Origin of the sequence: Brevundimonas vesicularis (assembly GCF_027105095.1) — a bacterium.
Taxonomy (GTDB): domain Bacteria; phylum Pseudomonadota; class Alphaproteobacteria; order Caulobacterales; family Caulobacteraceae; genus Brevundimonas; species Brevundimonas vesicularis_E.
This window is the reverse complement of sequence record NZ_CP114278.1, coordinates 2,600,212-2,617,900: the sequence shown is the minus strand read 5'-3', so window position 1 is coordinate 2,617,900 and position 17,689 is coordinate 2,600,212. Positions and strand designations below refer to the sequence as shown.

Annotated in this window: 19 protein-coding genes and 1 riboswitch; of the genes, 8 read left to right on the top strand and 11 right to left on the bottom strand. The window is 66.6% G+C overall.

The window, feature by feature from the left end; translation table 11 throughout:
* Positions 1 to 68 precede the first annotated feature (68 nt).
* From O2K97_RS13115 to O2K97_RS13095, 5 genes are all read left to right on the top strand, one after another.
* Positions 69 to 359 carry an AtpZ/AtpI family protein gene (locus O2K97_RS13115; RefSeq protein WP_269219601.1) on the top strand — a complete coding sequence of 97 codons (291 nt, stop codon included), beginning with the start codon at positions 69 to 71 and terminating at the stop codon, positions 357 to 359.
* Positions 360 to 365: 6 nt separating this feature from the next.
* Positions 366 to 1,151, top strand: coding sequence for a F0F1 ATP synthase subunit A (locus O2K97_RS13110; RefSeq protein WP_017505297.1), 786 nt, complete (start codon positions 366 to 368; stop codon positions 1,149 to 1,151).
* Positions 1,152 to 1,209: 58 nt separating this feature from the next.
* A complete protein-coding gene (locus tag O2K97_RS13105; protein ID WP_017505298.1) occupies positions 1,210 to 1,434 on the top strand; it encodes a F0F1 ATP synthase subunit C in 225 nt (74 codons plus the stop codon).
* A gap of 68 nt (positions 1,435 to 1,502) precedes the next feature.
* Positions 1,503 to 2,075 (top strand): hypothetical protein, encoded by a 573-nt coding sequence (locus O2K97_RS13100; RefSeq protein ID WP_165115817.1) that lies wholly within the window; start codon positions 1,503 to 1,505, stop codon positions 2,073 to 2,075.
* Positions 2,075 to 2,590 carry a F0F1 ATP synthase subunit B gene (locus O2K97_RS13095; protein ID WP_269219600.1) on the top strand — a complete coding sequence of 172 codons (516 nt, stop codon included), beginning with the start codon at positions 2,075 to 2,077 and terminating at the stop codon, positions 2,588 to 2,590. The genes O2K97_RS13100 and O2K97_RS13095 overlap by 1 nt, the downstream gene beginning before the upstream one ends.
* A gap of 76 nt (positions 2,591 to 2,666) precedes the next feature.
* On the opposite strand, the gene O2K97_RS13090 is transcribed toward O2K97_RS13095, so the two are convergent.
* From O2K97_RS13090 to gcvT, 7 genes are all read right to left on the bottom strand, one after another.
* Positions 2,667 to 3,134, bottom strand: a complete 468-nt coding sequence (locus O2K97_RS13090; protein ID WP_269219599.1) for a DUF6789 family protein — start codon at positions 3,132 to 3,134, stop codon at positions 2,667 to 2,669.
* Positions 3,135 to 3,215: 81 nt separating this feature from the next.
* The gene (locus O2K97_RS13085) at positions 3,216 to 3,674 is read right to left on the bottom strand and encodes a PGPGW domain-containing protein (protein ID WP_269219598.1); all 459 of its coding nucleotides are present in this window, start codon (positions 3,672 to 3,674) and stop codon (positions 3,216 to 3,218) included.
* Positions 3,675 to 3,884: 210 nt separating this feature from the next.
* Complete coding sequence (locus tag O2K97_RS13080; RefSeq protein ID WP_269219597.1) at positions 3,885 to 4,802, bottom strand: SDR family oxidoreductase; 918 nt, start codon at positions 4,800 to 4,802, stop codon at positions 3,885 to 3,887.
* A 66-nt stretch (positions 4,803 to 4,868) separates the two neighbouring features.
* Positions 4,869 to 6,437, bottom strand: coding sequence for an aminomethyl-transferring glycine dehydrogenase subunit GcvPB (gene gcvPB, locus O2K97_RS13075; RefSeq protein WP_419466064.1), 1,569 nt, complete (start codon positions 6,435 to 6,437; stop codon positions 4,869 to 4,871).
* Positions 6,438 to 6,449: 12 nt separating this feature from the next.
* Positions 6,450 to 7,796 (bottom strand): aminomethyl-transferring glycine dehydrogenase subunit GcvPA, encoded by a 1,347-nt coding sequence (gene gcvPA, locus O2K97_RS13070; protein ID WP_269219596.1) that lies wholly within the window; start codon positions 7,794 to 7,796, stop codon positions 6,450 to 6,452.
* 135 nt (positions 7,797 to 7,931) lie between these two features.
* A complete protein-coding gene (gene gcvH, locus O2K97_RS13065) occupies positions 7,932 to 8,297 on the bottom strand; it encodes a glycine cleavage system protein GcvH (RefSeq protein WP_112861550.1) in 366 nt (121 codons plus the stop codon).
* Positions 8,298 to 8,308: 11 nt separating this feature from the next.
* The gene (gcvT, locus tag O2K97_RS13060; RefSeq protein ID WP_269219595.1) at positions 8,309 to 9,421 is read right to left on the bottom strand and encodes a glycine cleavage system aminomethyltransferase GcvT; all 1,113 of its coding nucleotides are present in this window, start codon (positions 9,419 to 9,421) and stop codon (positions 8,309 to 8,311) included.
* Between the two features lie 143 nt (positions 9,422 to 9,564).
* A riboswitch (glycine riboswitch) is annotated at positions 9,565 to 9,662 on the bottom strand.
* Positions 9,663 to 9,767: 105 nt separating this feature from the next.
* On the opposite strand from gcvT, the gene O2K97_RS13055 reads away from it, so the two are divergent.
* From O2K97_RS13055 to O2K97_RS13045, 3 genes are all read left to right on the top strand, one after another.
* Complete coding sequence (locus tag O2K97_RS13055; protein WP_017505308.1) at positions 9,768 to 10,805, top strand: alpha/beta hydrolase; 1,038 nt, start codon at positions 9,768 to 9,770, stop codon at positions 10,803 to 10,805.
* A gap of 219 nt (positions 10,806 to 11,024) precedes the next feature.
* Positions 11,025 to 11,990: a class 1 fructose-bisphosphatase gene (locus O2K97_RS13050; RefSeq protein ID WP_269219594.1), complete on the top strand. Its 966-nt coding sequence runs from the start codon at positions 11,025 to 11,027 to the stop codon at positions 11,988 to 11,990.
* Positions 11,990 to 12,610: a nicotinamidase gene (locus tag O2K97_RS13045; RefSeq protein ID WP_269219593.1), complete on the top strand. Its 621-nt coding sequence runs from the start codon at positions 11,990 to 11,992 to the stop codon at positions 12,608 to 12,610. Before O2K97_RS13050 ends, O2K97_RS13045 begins: the two co-directional genes overlap by 1 nt.
* Before the next feature lie 7 nt (positions 12,611 to 12,617).
* Here the strand turns inward: O2K97_RS13045 and O2K97_RS13040 are convergent, their stop codons facing one another.
* The 4 genes from O2K97_RS13040 to O2K97_RS13025 form a co-directional block, all read right to left on the bottom strand.
* A complete protein-coding gene (locus O2K97_RS13040; protein ID WP_269219592.1) occupies positions 12,618 to 13,970 on the bottom strand; it encodes a type VI secretion protein ImpB in 1,353 nt (450 codons plus the stop codon).
* Positions 13,971 to 14,120: 150 nt separating this feature from the next.
* Positions 14,121 to 15,131, bottom strand: coding sequence for an adenosine deaminase (locus O2K97_RS13035; RefSeq protein ID WP_269219591.1), 1,011 nt, complete (start codon positions 15,129 to 15,131; stop codon positions 14,121 to 14,123).
* A 36-nt stretch (positions 15,132 to 15,167) separates the two neighbouring features.
* On the bottom strand, positions 15,168 to 16,970 hold the full coding sequence (argS, locus tag O2K97_RS13030; RefSeq protein WP_269219590.1) for an arginine--tRNA ligase: 1,803 nt from the start codon (positions 16,968 to 16,970) through the stop codon (positions 15,168 to 15,170).
* On the bottom strand, positions 16,970 to 17,656 hold the full coding sequence (locus O2K97_RS13025; protein WP_205681427.1) for a Tat pathway signal sequence domain protein: 687 nt from the start codon (positions 17,654 to 17,656) through the stop codon (positions 16,970 to 16,972). Before O2K97_RS13025 ends, argS begins: the two co-directional genes overlap by 1 nt.
* Between the last annotated feature and the right edge of the window lie 33 nt (positions 17,657 to 17,689).

The window sequence follows — 17,689 nt, the reverse complement described above, 5'->3', positions numbered from 1 at the left end:
TGTCGGAATCGCGCGAAGAGGCGATCAAACGCCTCCAAAACAGCGCATCCGCATTGGAGGCGCGGACCATGGCGGAGAAATCCGCCGAACTGACCGGCCATCAGGTGTCGGGTCAGGCCTACAAGATTATCGCCGAGCTTCTCGGCGGCGTCTTCGTGGGGCTGGCGTTCGGAGCGATCGCAGACCGGGCCCTCGGGACCCGTCCGTGGGGTTTGATCGGCGGGGTCCTTCTGGGCTTCGCCTTGTCGATTTACATGGCGCGTCGCACAGCCAACCGGCTGATGGCGCAGGCCAAGGCGCAAGGGACGACGGCTCCGGCCGAGCCCTACGTCGAGGCCGACGAAGACGGGGAACGATAGGGCTTCATGGCCGATCCGATTCATCAGTTTGCGATTCAGAAGGTCGTCGACCTTGGCGACGTCACCCTGCCTGTGCTGGGGACGGTCGATCTGGCGATCACCAACTCGCACATCGCCATGACGGTCGCCTTCGTGCTGATCGTCGGCTTCCTGGCCGCCGTGACCGCGAACGCCCAGGTCGTGCCCGGTCGGCTGCAAGCCGCCGGCGAGGGTCTGTTCGGCCTGATCGACAATCTGGCCGATTCCATCATCGGTCACGAAGGCCGCAAGTATTTCCCGTTCATCTTCACCCTGTTCATCCTGATCCTGGGCATGAACATTCTGGGTCTGTTCCTGACCTTCACGGCGACCTCGCAGCTGGCCATCACCGCCACCTTCGCCCTGATCACCTTCGGTCTGGTGCTGGTCGTCGGCTTCGCAAAGAACGGTCTGGGCTTCTTCAAGCTGTTCTGGCCGATGGGTGCGCCGCTGGCGCTGCGCCCGGTGGTCGGCCTGATCGAGTTCGTGTCCTTCCTGCTTCGCCCGGTTACCCTGGCGCTGCGTCTGTTCGGCAATATGCTGGGCGGTCACGTCGCGCTGAAGATCTTCGCCGGCTTCGTCGTGTCGCTGGGCCTCTTGGGCCTGGGCGGCGGCATCGGTCTGCTGGCCTTCCCGGTCGCGGCCCTGTCGCTGGGCATGGTCGTCGCCCTGACCGCTCTGGAGTTCCTGGTGGCCTTCCTCCAGGCCTTCGTCTTCGCCGTTCTGGCCTGCATCTATCTGAACGATGTGGTCAACCTGGACCACGCCCACTAAAGGGCCGGACCAGTCTCTTCACCCCAACCACCAACGACTTTAATCTAGGAATACAATCATGGACGCTGAAGCCGCGAAGTACATCGGCGCTGGTCTCGCCACCCTGGGCATGATCGGTTCGGCCCTGGGCGTGGGCAACATCTTCGGCAACTTCCTTGCCGGCGCCCTGCGCAACCCGTCGGCCGCCGCCGGCCAAGTCGGCAACCTGTTCGTCGGCGCCGCTCTGGCCGAAGCCCTGGGCATCCTGGCCTTCGTGCTCGGCATCCTGATGATCTTCGGCTGATATCAGTCGATCACGGCGCGCGGGGTTCGCCCGCGCGCCGCTTCATCTGATCCTGCAGTAGACGGTTCATGGCCAGCACCCACACCATCGACGCGGTCCCGCCTTCGGTCGAAGCGGACCTGCACGCCGAGACGGCGACCACCGCCGAGCACGGCTCGGGCGGCCTGCCGCAATTCCAGTTCGAACACTGGGCGGGCCAGATCGGCTATCTGCTGATCCTGTTCGTCATCCTGTATGTTCTGGTCTCCAAGGTCTTCGCGCCACGCCTTCGCAAGGTGATGGACGAACGGGCCGACACCATTTCCACCGCCGTTGCGACCGCGCGCCAGGTTCAGGCTGAAGCCGCTGAACAGGCCGCCCAGGCTCAGGCCGAAGTCGCCAAGGCTCGCGCTGACGCCCGCGCCACGGCCGCCGCCGCCAAGGCGCGCGTGACCGAAGAGGCAAACGCCCGTCAGGCCGCCGAAGAAGCCGTGGTCAACGCCCGCATCGCCGAGGCTGAAGCCTCGATCGGCAAGACCCGCGACGCCGCCATGGCCAATGTCTCCACCATCGCCTCCGACACGACCGCCGCCATGGTCGAGCGTCTGACCGGCAAGGCCGCGACCGCCGCCGAGCTGGCCGCCGTCAAGGGAGCCGCCTGATGAACCTGATCTTCGAACACGGCATCTGGAGCTTCGCCAATGCGGAGATCTGGGTCGGCATAGGCCTGATCATCTTCTTCGGCATCCTGATCGCCGCTGGCGTGCCCAAGATGGCCGGCAAGGCGCTGGACGCCAAGGCCGTCAAGATCCAGGCCGACTTGGACGAGGCCGCGCGCCTGCGCGCCGAGGCCGAAGCCCTGCTGGCCCAGATCCGCAAGGAGAAGGCCGAGGCTGAAGCCCAAGCCGCCGAGATGATGGCTCAGGCCGAAGCCGACGCCCGTCGTCTGGAAGCCGAGACCAAGGCCAAGCTGGAAGAGACCCTGGCCCGTCGTCAGAAGATGGCCGAAACCCGCATCGCCCAAGCCGAAGCCCAGGCCTCGGCCGAGGTGAAGGCCGCCGCCGCCGATCTGGCCGCCAAGTCGGCGGAACAGGTTCTGGCCGCGCGGCTCGCCAGCGGCGCCAAGGATCCGCTGCTGGACAGCGCCATCGCCCAGATCGGCGATCGCCTGAACTGATCAGGGTTGGTCCTGAACGAAACAAGGCCCCCGACGTCGCCGTCGGGGGCCTTTTTCTTGGTCGATCAAGCCGTGATCAGTGGGCGTGGGCGCCGCCGATGATGGTTGCGCCCATCCGCTTGTCGCGCGCCACCAGTCGGGCATAGACGTTGCCCAGCACGATGCCGAAGACCGCGTGGGTGATCAGCAGCCAGGCGAAGGTGCCGAAGCCTGCGCCGGCCGTGAAGGTGCGGTAGTTGCCGAACATCACGATGGCGGCCATCATCAGGATCCAGGCGCCGACGGCGAAGACTATGCCCTTGGTCTCGGGCGTGTCCGTCGGCAGGCGGGGACACAGGACGGCGAACAGCGGCCCCAGGATGAAGACGCCGCTGATGACATGGACGACCCAGCCGACGGCCAGATTGCCGGGCATTCCAAGCATGCTGGCGATGACCCCCTGGAAGGGATCGAACCAGTTCAGGAACATATTGGGGATTTCGAGCAGTGAGACGGCCACGGTCGCCGCAACCCCGGCGATCAGACCTTTTTGTACGCGTGACATCATGACCTTAGCGCCTCCCAACGCATGAGTGGTTCTCTGATAACGCGCACGCAGAATACGCCCGACTTGGGAGAGCGGTGTTCACGATCCTGTGGTTAGCGGTTGCAGCAACGCAACCGCGAAATCAGGCGGTGATTGGCGGAAAAGCTTGCGGAAATAGCGCCGCACGCTCTTGCGGCCGCTCGAGAGGCGACGGCTGGAGCGTTTGGTCACGATCCTCTCGGCGCGGAGCGCCTGTTGCCAGAAGACCGGGGCGAACTCAGGCTTCTTCCGCATCAGGCGACGGAAGGGATAGACCCATTTCGGCCGCGCATATTGAGCGCGAATGAACTGGCGCTTGGCCCAGAACGAGCTTTTCAGGATCAGCATCAGGCCGACGGCGATGACGGGAATGCCGCCGGGCCCCGGCAGGGGGGCGATCAGAATGCCCAGCAGCACGACGAACAGACCCCCGATCATCAGCGCCCAGCGTTTGACGACCCGTAGCGTCGAGGCGCGCGGTTTGTCTGAACGGACGAAGGGAACGGGGAGTGAGGTCACGAATACGCCAGATGGGGAGGAGGATCGTCATGACAACGATCGCCACGATCGCACGATCCCTCGTCGGGAAAGGAAAAGGCGACCGTGACGACCTTGCCACAAGTCTCCTAACGCCCTGCGTCCGTGGCGACGGCATGTCCGGCAGGTGAAGCTTTCGTCATGAAGGCGTGATCGATGCGCGCCGTGGCGCGACGGACACGCTTCGCGCCGTCAGCTGTAGGCCACGCCCGTCAGACGCTCTGATTCCGACCACAGACGCCTGGCCACATCACCGTTCTTGGCCTGGCGCTTGATCACCGCAACGCCGGGCGGGCCCTTCATCTCCTGAAAGCCGGTGGGGCCGTAATAGCCGCCGGGCGTCGGGTCCGGCAGGGTCGCGGCCATCAGGATCGGCAGGGCGCCGTCCGCGGCCGAATGGCTGAGCACGGCCTCCAGCAACCGGGCGCCGCGCGCGAACAGTCCGGGCTTGCCGGCATGGCCGTTGGCGATCAGGTCGGTGCGGGCGAAGCCGGGATGGGCCGCGACGCTGGTCAGGCCCCAGCTGTGCGCGTCGCTGCGGCGCTGAAGCTCCAAGGCGAACATCAGCATGGCCAGTTTGGACTGCTGATAGACGGTCCACGGGCTGTAGCCGGTCTGATAGTTCAGGTCGTCCAGGCGGATATGGCCGCTGCGGTGGGCGACGCTGGACAACTGCACCACGCGGGCCTTTGCCCCAATCAGCAAGGGCAGCAGGCGGCCGACCAGGGCGAAATGGGACAGGTAGTTGGTCCCGAACTGCATCTCGAACCCATCGACGGTCGTCTGGCGCGTCGGCAGGGCCATGACCCCCGCATTGTCGATCAGGATGTCGATGGGGCGTCCCATCGCCAGATGGCGCTCGGCGAAGGCCCGAACGGAGGCCAGGCTGGCGAGGTCCAGCAGATCGAACCGCACGGCCGCATTCGGATGACGAGACCGGATCAGCCGTTCGGCCTCGGCCCCCTTGTCGGGGTTGCGGGCCGCCAGCACGACCTCGGCGCCCTTGCCGGCCAGCACCAGGGCGGTTTCCAGGCCCAGTCCGCCGGTCGCGCCGGTGACGATGGCCAATCGGCCGGAAAGGTCGGGGATGTCGTTCGTCGTCCAGGTCATGGCCATGACCTAGCGATGGATAAGCCGCGCGTCAGCCCCTTCCGGCAGGAAGGGGCGACTTCAGGGTCAGGCCGCCTTGTTGGAGCCTTCCGGCGCGGTCCAGCGCAGAACCGGCGAACGGGCGGCGCGGGTTTCGTCCAGACGTTTCAGCGGCGCGTGGAAGGGCGCGCCCTTGAAGCGATCGACGTCGCCGGCCTTGGTGGCCCCGGCCAGGGCGCGCATCGCCTCGATGAAGCGGTCCAACTCGGCCTTGGACTCGGTTTCCGTCGGCTCGATCAGCATGGCGCCGTGGACGACCAGAGGGAAATACATGGTCATCGGGTGGAAGCCTTCGTCGATCATCGCCTTGGCGAAGTCGAGCGTGGTGATGTCCGTGCCCTTCAGCCATTCGTCGTCGAACAGGGCCTCGTGCATGCAGGGGCCGTCGGGGAAGGCGGCCGACATCAAATCACCGAGCCGGGCCTTGATGTAGTTGGCGTTCAGGACGGCGTCCTCGGCGACCTGACGCAGGCCGTCGGCGCCGTGCGACATCATGTAGGACAGGGCGCGGGTGTACATGCCCATCTGGCCCTGGAAGGCGCACAGACGGCCGAAGGCTTGCTCGGCCTCGTCCTCCTCGCGCTCGATCAGGCGATAGCCGCCGTCGTCATGCACGACCCACGGAGCCGGGGCGAAGGGCGCCAGGGCTTCGGACAGGACCACCGGACCCGCGCCCGGACCGCCGCCGCCATGGGGCGTCGAGAAGGTCTTGTGCAGGTTGATGTGCATGGCGTCGACGCCCAGGTCGCCTGGACGAACCCGGCCGACGATGGCGTTGAAGTTGGCGCCGTCGCAGTAGAAATAGGCGCCGGCCTCGTGCGTCAGGCGGCTGATCTCCAGGATGTCGCGCTCGAACAGGCCGCAGGTGTTCGGATTGGTCACCATGATGGCGGCGACGTCGTCACCCAGCTTGGACGCCAGGTCAGCGACGTCCACGCGGCCGTCCTCGGTCTGGGCGACTTCGACCACCGAATAGCCGACGAAGGCGGCGGTGGCCGGGTTGGTGCCGTGGGCGCTGGTGGGCACCAGAACCTTGCGGCGCTTCTCATGCTGGCCCGACGCCTCGTGGGCGGCGCGGATCGCCATCAGACCGCACAGTTCGCCGTGGGCGCCGGCCTTGGGCGACAGGGCGACGGCGGGCATGCCGGTCAGGGTCTTCAGCCAGTGGGCCAGGGTGTCCATCAGCTCCAGCGCACCCTGAACCGTCGAGATCGGCTGCAGCGGGTGGATGTCGGAGAAGCCGGGCAGGCGGGCCATCTTCTCGTTCAGGCGCGGGTTGTGCTTCATCGTGCACGAGCCCAGCGGATAGATGGCCAGGTCGATGGCGTGGTTCTTTTGGCTCAGGCGCACATAGTGGCGCATGGCTTCGGGCTCGGACAGGCCGGGCAGGCCGATCGGATCCTTGCGGACCAGGTCGCCCAGATCGGAGCCGTCCGTCTTGGGTTCCGGCAGGTCGACGCCGGTCTTGCCCCAGCCGTCGCCCTCGAAGATCAGGGCTTCGTTCTGCAACAGGCCGCGGCCGCCGGTCAGGGTGGCGGGCTTGGTCTGGACCTGGTTCGGGGCGGTCGGGCGGCCGACGGTGTTCATGGTGCTCATGGTCAGTATCCCTTACGCGCCGAGGACTTTGGAGAGCGACTTGGCGAGGATCTGGATGTCGGCGTCCAGGGCCGTCTCGGTCGCAGCGACCAGCAGGACATCGTCCATGCCGGCGTCGGGGGCCAGGCGGCTGTAGGGCACGCCGGCCAGGACGTGATGGGCGGCCAACTGATCCACGACCTCGGCCGCGTTCTTGGGCAGGCGCACCGCGAACTCGTTGAAGAAGCGGTCGGTCAGGATTTCGACGCCCGGAATGGCGGCCAGGGCGTCACGCGTGGCGACGGCCTTTTCGTGGTTCAGCAGGGCCAGCTTGCGCAGGCCCGTCTCGCCCAGCAGGCTCATGTGGATGGTGAAGGCCAGGGTGCACAGGCCCGAGTTGGTGCAGATGTTCGAGGTCGCCTTGTCTCGGCGGATGTGCTGCTCGCGGGTCGACAGGGTCAGGACGAAGCCGCGCTCGCCGTCGGCATCCACGGTCTCGCCGGTCAGGCGGCCGGGCATCTGGCGGATCAGCTTCTCGCGCGTGGCGAACAGGCCGACGTAGGGACCGCCGAAGTTCAGGGCGTTGCCGATCGACTGGCCTTCGGCGGCGACGATGTCGGCGCCCATCTCGCCGGGCGACTTCAGCAGGCCCATCGACACGGCCTCGGTGACCACAACGATCAGCAGGGCGCCGGCGGCGTGGGCGGCCTCTGCGATCTTGGTCACGTTGGTGGCCGTGCCGAAGACGTTGGGGGTCTGGACGACGACGCAGGCCGTGTCGGGACCGATCTGGTCGATGACGGCGGTCTCGGCGTCGACGGCGGCGGGCAGGGCCAGGGTCTCGACGCCGACGGCGTGGACCACGGTCTCGGTCGCCTTGACGTAGTGCGGGTGGACGCCGCCCGAGATCACCGCCTTGTTGCGACGGGTCACGCGGGTCGCCATCAGCACGCCCTCCGCCATGGCGGTCGAACCGTCGTAGAGGCTGGCGTTGGCGACCGGCATCCCGGTCAGGTTCGCGACCTGGGTCTGGAACTCGTACAGGTACTGCAGCGTGCCCTGGGCGATTTCCGGCTGGTAGGGGGTGTAGCTGGTCAGGAACTCCGAGCGCTGGATCACGTGGTCCACCGTCGCGGGGACGTGGTGCTTGTAGGCTCCAGCGCCGCAGAAGAAGGGCACGGCGCCGGCCGTGGCGTTCTTGGCCGCCATGGCGGACAGGGCGCGCTCGACCTCCAGTTCACCTGCGACGCGCGGCAGATCGACGGGGCCGTCCAGACGGGCGGCCTGGGGCACGTCCACGAACAGATCATCGATGGATTTCGCGCCGATGGCGGCGAGCATCGCCGTGCGGTCGTCGGGCGTCAGGGGGAGGTAACGCATTGCCGGTTTCCTTCACCCGTCATCCTCGGGCTTGACCCGAGGACCGGATGTTGTGCGGCTCGTGCGTCAAAGGCTTCGCACGAGTGGTTGATTGTCCGGCCCTCGGGTCAAGCCCGAGGGTGACGGAGTTTGAGATTAGAGAGTGGAGAGGAAGGCGTCGTAGGCGGCCTGGTCCATCAGGGCGTCCAGCTGCGAGGCGTCCGAAACCTTGATCTTGGCGAACCAGCCGTCGGCCTCGGCGCCCGAGTTGACGGTTTCCGGGGCGGTCGACAGGGCGTCGTTCGCCTCGACCACTTCGCCCGAGACGGGGGCGTAGACGTCCGACGCCGCCTTGACGCTCTCGACCACGGCGAAGCTGTCGCCCTTGGAGACGGTCTTGCCGACTTCAGGCACTTCGACGAACACCACGTCGCCCAGGGCGTCGGCGGCATGTTTGGAGATGCCGACGGTGGCGATGTCGCCGTCCAGGCTGACCCACTCGTGATCCTTGGTGAACTTCATGGTCTGATCTCTCAGGCTTTGGGTTTGCGGTAATAGCGTTGAGCCACGAAGGGCATGGCGACGACTTCGGCGGCGGCGGTCTTGCCGCGCACGATGACCTTCAGCGCCGTGCCCAGGGCGGCATAGGCCGGCGGGACGTAGCCCATGGCGATGTTCTTGCCCAAGGTGGGGGAAGGGCCGCCAGAGGTGACCTTGCCGATCACGGCGCCGTCGGCGTCGGCGATCTCGGCGCCCTCACGGGCCGGGGCGCCTTCCTTGACGATCAGACCGACGCGAACGCGCGAGGGGCCGTCGGACAGCTCCTTCAGTATGCGGTCGGCGCCGGCGAAGTCCCCGCGTTCCTTGCGCGACTTGGACAGGGCGAAGGTCAGGGCGCCTTCGACCGGCGAGGTGGTCGGGTCGATGTCGTGGCCGTGCAGCGGCAGGCCGGCTTCCAGACGCAAGCTGTCGCGCGCGCCCAGGCCGATCGGCTTGACGCGGGCGTCTTCCAGAATGGTGTTCCAGATGCGCTCGGCCTGGTCCGCCGGGACGGAAATCTCATAGCCGTCTTCGCCGGTGTAGCCCGAGCGAGAAACATAGCAGTCGGCGCCGAACAGCATCAGACGGGCGCATTCCATGAAGCCCATTTCGGCCAGGATCGGCTCGTGCGCGGCCATGACCTCGGCGGCTTCCGGCCCCTGGATGGCGATCAGCGCGCGGTTCAGCACTGTCAGCTTGGCGTCGCCTTCGAGGTTGGCCTCCCAGAAGGCGAAGTCCTCGTCCTTGTTGCCGGCGTTGACGACGACGAACAGGCCGTCGTGATCCGGGTGGCCGGCCATCAGGTCGTCGATGACGCCGCCGTCCTTGTTCAGCAGTAGGGAATACTTCTGTTTGCCGGCCTTCAGGATCGCATAGTCGCCGGGCACGAACCGTTCGAACTGGGCGGTCGCGTCCTCGCCAGTGATCTTGCACTGGCCCATGTGCGACACGTCGAAGAGACCGGCGTGTTCCCGCGTCCAGCGGTGCTCGGCCAGAACGCCTTCGTACTGGACCGGCATGTCATAGCCGCCGAACCCCACCATGCGGGCGCCCAGCGCGCGGTGCGCGGCGTTCAGGGGCGTGGTCTTCAGGGTCTGGTCGGTCATGGTTCAGGCTTTCACGGTCGCGTGTTGTGGCGGAGCTCCGCCGTCCTCGCGCCCCCGCTGTCCTGAAGCCTGAGAGATTCCGGCGACCAAATCATGTCGCCTTGCTCCGTCGGCGCGCCCGAATGGGCGACTTTCCAGCGTCCGTATGCTTCGCGGTCCGTTTGCCTGAGCGTTTCCGGGGCGGTTGCGCCTTCGGCGTCGAACCCTGTTTCCAGCGCCCGATCTCTCCCGCGAGAGCGTGCGACCTAAGGCATCGACTCAAGCGCCAAGTCAAGCGGGCCGGGAACAAGGATGCGTGCGGCGGGTTGTCGTTCCGAACCCCGAAACCAAACCCAGGAATGCGAAAATGTCCATTATAGACAAGCTGTTCGGCGATAATGACAAGCCGCGCGACACCCCCGCCAAGGCCGATGGCCCGATGCAGAAGGTGCTGGACGAACTGGCGTCCCTCGGCGGCAAGCCGATCGAGACCCTGTCGCCCGAGGAGGCTCGCCAGCAACCGACCCCGACTGACGCGGTGAAATCGCTGTTGCGAAAGGACGGCAAGGACCCCAGCGACGACATGGGCGTCAAGACCAGCGACATCACCATCCCCGGCGCCGCCGGTCCGATCCAGGCGCGCATCTACAAGCCGCATGACCATTCCGAAGACAAGCTGCATCCGGTCGTCGTCTATTTCCACGGCGGCGGCTTCGTGATCGCGGATCTGGACGTCTATGACGGAGGCCCGCGCGGCGTGTCCAAGATGGCCGATGTGATCGTGGTCTCGGTCCATTATCGCCAGGCCCCGGAACATCATTTCCCCGCCGCGCACGACGACGCCCTGGCCGCTTATCGCTGGGTGCTGGAGAATGCGCAGACCTTCCGCGGCGACCCGCAGAAGGTGGCCGTGATGGGCGAAAGCGCAGGCGGCAACCTGGCGATCGGCGTGTCGATGATGGCGCGCGACGCCGGCCTGCCGGCGCCCAAACATCAGGTGCTGGTCTATCCGGTCGCCGGCGTGGACATGGACAATGAGTCCTACGTCGAGAACGCCGACGCCAAGCCGCTGAACAAGCCGATGATGAAGTGGTTCGTGAAGCACATCTTCGCCAACGAGGCCGATGCTCAGGACCCGCGCATCAATATCGTCGAGAAGGCGAACCTGTCGGGCCTGCCCTCGACGACGGTGATCTGCGCCGAGATCGATCCGCTGCGCACCGAGGGCGAACTGCTGGCCGAGAAGCTGGAGCAGGCGGGCGTGGACGTGCGTCACAAGACCTTCCACGGCTCGACGCACGAGTTCTTCGGCATGGCGGCGGTCGTGCCGGATGCAGCGGCGGCCCAGACCTTCGCCGCCCACGAACTGAAACGGGCGTTCGGTACGGCGATCCTGCCGATCTGATGAGATGAGCCCTTCTCCCGTTGGGAGAAGGTGGCCCGAAGGGCCGGATGAGGGTCGGCCGGTGGGCCAGTTCGCACCCCCCGACCCTCACCCTTTCGCGCAAGACCAATCGCTGCGCTCTCGGGCGCTCAAGCCCTCTCCCAATGGGAGAGGGTTTTTCTTGCGGTGGCGCGTCTCGCCCGCCAAGAACGCAGCACCCCTCAGAACTGGACCGACCGCATGACCCGCACACGCCTCGACGCCCATATCGCCGCCCTGGATGCGCCCGAGGGGCTGAAGACGGTTCTGACCGTGGTCGCCGCCACCTGCGCGGACATCAGCAAGGTCGTTGCCGGCGGCGCCTTGGCCGGGGCGCTGGGCGCATCGGGCCAGATCAATGTGCAGGACGAGGAGCAGAAGAAGCTCGACGTCATGACCAACGACATGCTGACCGACGCCCTGCTGGCCAGCCCGGCCGTCGCCGGCGTCGCGTCCGAAGAGATGGACGAGGTCCAGCCGGCCTCGAACCCGGTCGGCGAATATCTGGTGCTGTTCGACCCGCTGGACGGCTCGTCCAACATCGACATCAACGCGCCCGTCGGCACCATCGTCTCGGTGCTGAAGTCCGCGACGGCGACGCCGAGCGAGGCTGATTTCATGCAGCCGGGCCGCCGTCAGGTCGCCGCCCTCTATGCCGTCTATGGGCCGCAGACCATGCTGGTGCTGACGACGGGCGCGGGCGTGAAGGGGTTCACCCTGTCGAACGACGGCGACTGGATCCTGACCCACGACGACATCGCCATTTCGCCGGACACCAAGGAGTTCGCCATCAACATGTCGAACCTGCGCCACTGGGCCGAGCCGGTGCAGACCTATGTCGGCGACCTGCTGAAGGGTGACGAGGGGCCGCGAGCCAAGAACTTCAACATGCGCTGGGTCGCGGCCATGGTGGCGGATGTTCACCGCATCCTGATGCGCGGCGGAGTCTTCCTCTATCCCTGGGACCGGCGCGAGCCGAACAAGCCGGGCAAGCTGCGGCTGATGTACGAAGGCAATCCGATGGCCTTCCTGGTCGAGCAGGCCGGCGGCAAGGCGACGACGGATGGTCGTCAGGCCATTCTGGACGTGCAGCCCAAGCATCTGCACCAGCGCATCCCCGTCGCGCTCGGCTCGGCCAACGAGATCGACGTCTACGCAGGCGTGTGATGAGCGACGCCCTTCTGGTCATCGATCCGCAGAACGACTTCTGCGAAGGCGGCCGTCTGGCGGTGGCGGGCGGCGCGGGGATTATGCCGCTGATCAACCGGCTGTCGGCCCGGTTCGACCGCGTGATCGTGACGCAGGACTGGCATACGCCGGACCAGATCAGCTTCGCCTCCAACCACCCCGGCGCGGCGCCCTTTGCCGAGATCGAGGTCGCCTACGGTCGCCAGATGCTTTGGCCGGATCATTGTCTTCAGGGCACGCCTGGCGCCGACTTTCATCCCGATGCAGCGCCGACGGTCGACAAGGCCATGGCCGTGATCCGCAAGGGCTACAATCCGGCGGTCGACAGCTATTCCGGCTTCTTCGAGAACGATCACCGCACCCCGACGGGACTGGCCGGCCTGTTGCGCGAACTGGGCGTGTCGCGTGTCTTCCTGTGCGGTCTGGCCTTCGACTACTGCGTTCGTTTTACGGCCGAAGACGCGGTTCGCGAAGGGTTTCAAGCCGTGGTGATCGCCGACGCCAGCCGGGCCATCGCGCCGCAAACCGAGGCGGCGGCTCAAGACAGTTTCCGGGCCTTGGGCGTGGCTGAGATCGCGGCGGCGTCCCTACTGAGCTAGGTGGGCCTCACTCCCAGAAATCCTCGGCCTCGGGGATGCGGGTGAAGGCGATCTTGGCGCCGATATAGTCGGGCAGGCCGGCCTTCGGGCCGATGCTGACGGTGTCCTTGCCGTAACGGCGGTTCAGCGCATCCAGCGCCTGGGACAGGCGAAGAGACGGGGCGTCCCCGTCCTGATCCGGGCCGGCGGCGAACAGGTCGGTCTCGAAGGCGTCGCGGGCTTTCAGGCCGTGCACCCCGACCCCGACATAGCTCAGACGTCCCGCCTCCAGCTCCGGCTCGACCTTGCGCCACAGACTGTCGAGCGCGGCCAGAAGGGCGAAGGTGTCCTGCGTCGGCGCGATGGGACAACTCATCGCCGCCGTTTCCCAGCCGCGTCGACCGCTTCGGGGCGTCGCCTTCGGTCCCATGTCCAGATGCAGGGTCAGGCTGGCGCCGGTCAGGCCCATGCGCCGCAGGCGGGCTCCGCACTTGACCACCAGCCGCCGCGCCACGGCTCGCGCCTTGTCCGGGGTCCGCATGGCCTGGGCCAGGACGTGGCTGTGGCTGATCGAGGCGGGCGGTTTTTCCGGCGTCGGCTCGCTGTCCAGACCGTGCAGGCCGCGCCAGATGCGTTCGCCCTCGATGCTGTTCCAGACCGCCCGGGCCTGTTTCGCGCTCATGTTCCAAAGGCCGGCCGTGTCGGTGACGCCCGCCGCTTGCAACCGGATCTGCATGCGCGAGCCGATGCCCGGATATTTCGACAGCGGCAGGTCCAGCAGGGGACCGGGCAGCTCGTTGGCGCGCAGCACCGTCAGTCCGGCGGGCTTCTGCATGCCGCAGGCCGTCTTGGCCAGGAACCGCGACGGCGCCAGCCCGACGGACGACCTTAGACAATCGCCGACGTTTTGCAGGATGCCCGCCTGAATGCGTCGGGCCAGGGCGACGGCGTTCGCCTCCAGCCGTTCCGGACCGAGCAGTTCGCACGAACATTCGTCGATCGAGCTGACCTTCCACACCGGAACATGGCGGTCGATCTCGGCCATGATCTGCTGATGAATTTTGACGTAGAGGTCGGGTCGCGCCTCGGCGACGATCAGATCGGGGCACAGTTTGCGCGCCTCGGACACCCGCATCCCGGTATGAACGCCCCAGGCCTTGCTCTCATAGCTGGCGGCGATGGCGCCGGTGTATTCGCTCATCGCCGGCCGCACGATGACCGGCTTGCCCCGCCATTCCGGGTTCATCTGCTGTTCGACGCTGGCGAAGAAGGCGTTCAGATCGACGAACAGCCAGCGTAGGTTTGCGCTGTCTTCAACCTTAGTGCCCCCCTGGTCCATGCTGGAACATATCAGGAACATGGGGTTCGAGGAAGCGATCACCTCTTCGTTTCGTCATTCCGGGCGAAGCGTAGCGAAGACCCGGAACCCAGGGCCGCATTCCCTCTGCGCGATACAGCCCAGGCCGGATGTGCGCCTCCTGGGTTCCGGGTTCGTCTTTCGGACGCCCCGGAATGACGAATGGAGAGGGCGTCAGTGTACGCCCGCGTAGGCCTCCACCTCCGCCAAGAACGCAGCCTTCTCCGCCTCGCCCAGGAACGACCCTTCGAAGCTGTTCTTGGCCAGCTGCGTCACCTCATCGCGCGTCAGGCCGACGGCCTCAGCCAGCCGGCTGTAGTTATCGTTCACATATCCCCCAAAATAGGACGGGTCGTCCGAGTTCAGGGTGACGTGCAGGCCCCGGCGCAGCATCTCGGGGACGGGATGGTCCTTCAGATCATCGACCACGCACAGTTTCAGGTTCGACAGAGGGCAGACGGTCAGGGTCATCTGCTCGGCGACCAGCCGCTGGACCAGGGCCTCGTCCTCCATGGAGCGATTGCCGTGGTCCATCCGATCGATGTTCAGCAGGTCCAGCGCCTCATGGACATAGGCGGGCGGACCTTCCTCGCCGGCGTGGGCGCACAATTTCAGGCCCAGCTCACGCGCGGCGGCGAAGACCCGCTGGAACTTGGACGGCGGATGGCCGACCTCCGACGAATCCAGTCCGACGCCGATGAAATGGTGCAGATAGGGTTTGGCGGCCTCCAGCGTCGCGAAGGCTTCTTCCTCGGTCAGGTGGCGTAAGAAGCTGAGGATCAGGCCGCTGCTCACGCCCAGTTCCGCCTTGGCCCGGTCCATGCCCGCGATCAGCCCCTCGACCACCACGCCGAACGGCACGCCCCGATCGGTATGGGTCTGAGGATCGAAGAAGATTTCGGCATGGCGCACATTATCGGCCGCCGCGCGCTGGAAATAGGCGAAGGCCAGATCCTCGAAATCCTGCCGCGTCAGCAGGACGGCGGCCCCCGCATAGTAGATGTCCAGGAAGTCCTGCAGGTTGGAGAAATCATAGGCCGCCCGCACCGCCTCGACGCTGTCATAGGGAATGGACACGCCGTTGCGCTGCGCCAACTCGAACATCAGCTCGGGCTCCAGCGAGCCCTCGATATGCAGGTGCAGTTCGGCCTTGGGCAGGCCGGCGATATAGGCGTCAAGCGACATGGGCGATCTCCGGAAGGATGTCGCCCCGTCTATACCCTACATCCGCTCCGGCGTGTCGATGCCCAGCAGATTCAAGGCGATTTCAAGCTGGCGCAGAGCCGCGGCGGACAGGGCCAAGCGCGAACGTTTGGTCGCTTCGTCCGGCGCGATCAGCACCGGGCAGGCGGCGTAGAACTTCGAGAAGGACTGGGCCACCCGATAGGCGTGTTCGGCGACCAGATGCGGCATCCGCTTGTCGTAGGCGTCCGACACGGCGGTCGAGAAGGCGTCCAGCGTCAGGGCCAGATCGCGCTCCGCCGGTTCCGCGATGACGATGGCGCCGGGCGTCAGCCCCTGTTCGGCGCCCTTGCGCAGCAGGGATTTGATGCGGACCGACTGATACAGCAGATACGGCCCGGTCTTGCCCTCGAAGCTCATGAAGCGATCGAGATCGAACACGTAGCTGGTCGTGCGCGCGTTCGACAGATCGGCGAACTTCAGGGCCGCGATGGCCACCTTGTGCGCGATGGCCTCGAACTCTTCCGGCGACAGGTCGTAGCCCAGCTTGGCGTCGTGCAAACGCTCACGCGCCTTTTCGGTCGCCTGGTCGATCAGGTCGCGCAGTTTCAGCACGCCGCCCGCGCGGGTCTTGAAGGGCTTGCCGTCCTGTCCGTTCATCGTGCCGAAGCCGAGATGCTCCAGCGCGCCCTGTTCGGCGTAACCGGCCAGATAGGCGGCGCGGAAGACCTGCTCGAAATGTTCGGCCTGGCGTTCGTCGACGACGTAGAGGGCCAGGTCGGGAGCCAGAGCCTTCTTGCGGTCCAGGATCGTGGCCAGGTCGGTCGTGCCGTACATGGCCGAGCCTTCCGAGCTGATGACCAGCAGGGGTGGAGGCGAGGGCGCCTCGATCACCGAACCGTCGGCCAGCTTCTTCTTGCGCGTCTCGCCGGGCTTGGCGACGTGAACCACCTGGGCGCCGTCGTCCTCGACCAGCAGTCCGGTCTCTTTCAGGTGCGCCAGCATTTCCGGCATTTGCGGGTCGGCGTCGCTTTCGCCGTTCCACAGGTCGAAATCGACCGACAGGTCGCCGTATTCGCGCGTCAGCGCCTCACGGCTGACCACCACGAAATGCTGCCAGAGCGCGCGGTAGCCGGGACGGCCATTCTGAAGTTCCGCCGTCGCCTTGCGGGCGCGATCGCGGAAGGCCGGATCCTCCTTGGCCTTGCCGGCGGCCTGCGGATAAAGGCGATCCAGGTCGGCCAGGGTGACCGGGCTTTCGGCCGGGAAGGGGCCATCGCCTTCGGCCATGAAGGCTTCGGCGAGCCCCTCGTCGCCGCAGGCGACGATCAGTAGGCCCATCTGGAAGCCCCAGTCGCCGAAGTGGGCGTCGCCGGTGACGTGGTCGCCGCGGAAGCGGAACAACCGCTTCAGGCTCTCGCCGATGATGGCGCTGCGCAAATGGCCGACGTGCATCGGCTTGGCGACGTTGGGACCGCCGTAGTCGATGACCACCCGGCGTGGCTCGGCCACGGTCGCGGCGCCCGCGCGGGCGGCGTCGTTCGCCACCTCCGTCGCCCGTTCGGCCAGCAGCGCGTCGGAGAGCTTCAGATTGATGAAGCCGGGCCCCGCCACTTCGACCGAGGCGAAGCGGGCATCCGCGCTCAGGCGTTCGGCGATCTTGCCGGCCAGTTCGCGCGGATTGGCCTTCAGCGCCTTGGCGGCGGCGAGCGCGCCATTGGACTGGAAATCGGCCAGGTCGGGGCGGTCCGACGGGGTGACGCGGGCCAGGGCCGCATCCACGCCTTCGGCGGCGAAGGCGGCGGCGACCGCTTCGCTGAGGACGGTCTTCAGATCAGACATTATTGGCTCGGCGCAGAGGCAGGCGAGGGCGCGGCGGGCGTCGTGCCGGCGTTGACGCGGAAGCGGCTGCCCGAGCGGTTGAACTCGGCCATTTCCGGCGTCACGTCGAAACCGACCAGGATTTCGAAGTTGCTGCCGCTGGTTTCGATGCCGGCGCGCGGAATGACGATGGTGCGCTTTTCAGTGACCGAGGCGGTGCGCTGGCCCTCGAAGTTCACCGGCAGGTCGAAATATTCCTTGGACAGGATGGCGTTGTTCCGCTCGGTCACCGCGATCCAGTACCGGTAGGTGCGCTGCTCGCCCGTCGCCTGCGGGCCGCGGCCCAGGTTGAACAGCACGTCCATGTCGACGCGAATCGGATCGGCTTCGCGATATTCGCAGTCCGAAGAGATGCCTTCGATCTCGCCCGTGTAGCCGACGTTGGCCACGGCGGCGCGTCCGCCTTCCAGCTCGACGTAGCGGGCGGCGTCGTAGAGAATCTTCACATAGGGGCAGGGGCCGGCGTTGGCGCGGCGACGCAGGGGCGCGATGCGCGGCGCGCGCGACGGCGCGGCGTCTTCACCCGAGGCCTGTTGCTGTTGCCCGCCGCGCTCACGTTGGCGCTGGGAGGTCTGGGCCTCGGCGGCGACGGGCAGGACGGAGGCCGCGATGGAGAGGGCGGCCAGGGCGGTGAACACGCGACGCATCAGCTTATTTTTCCGACAGCGAGAGAGGGCGCA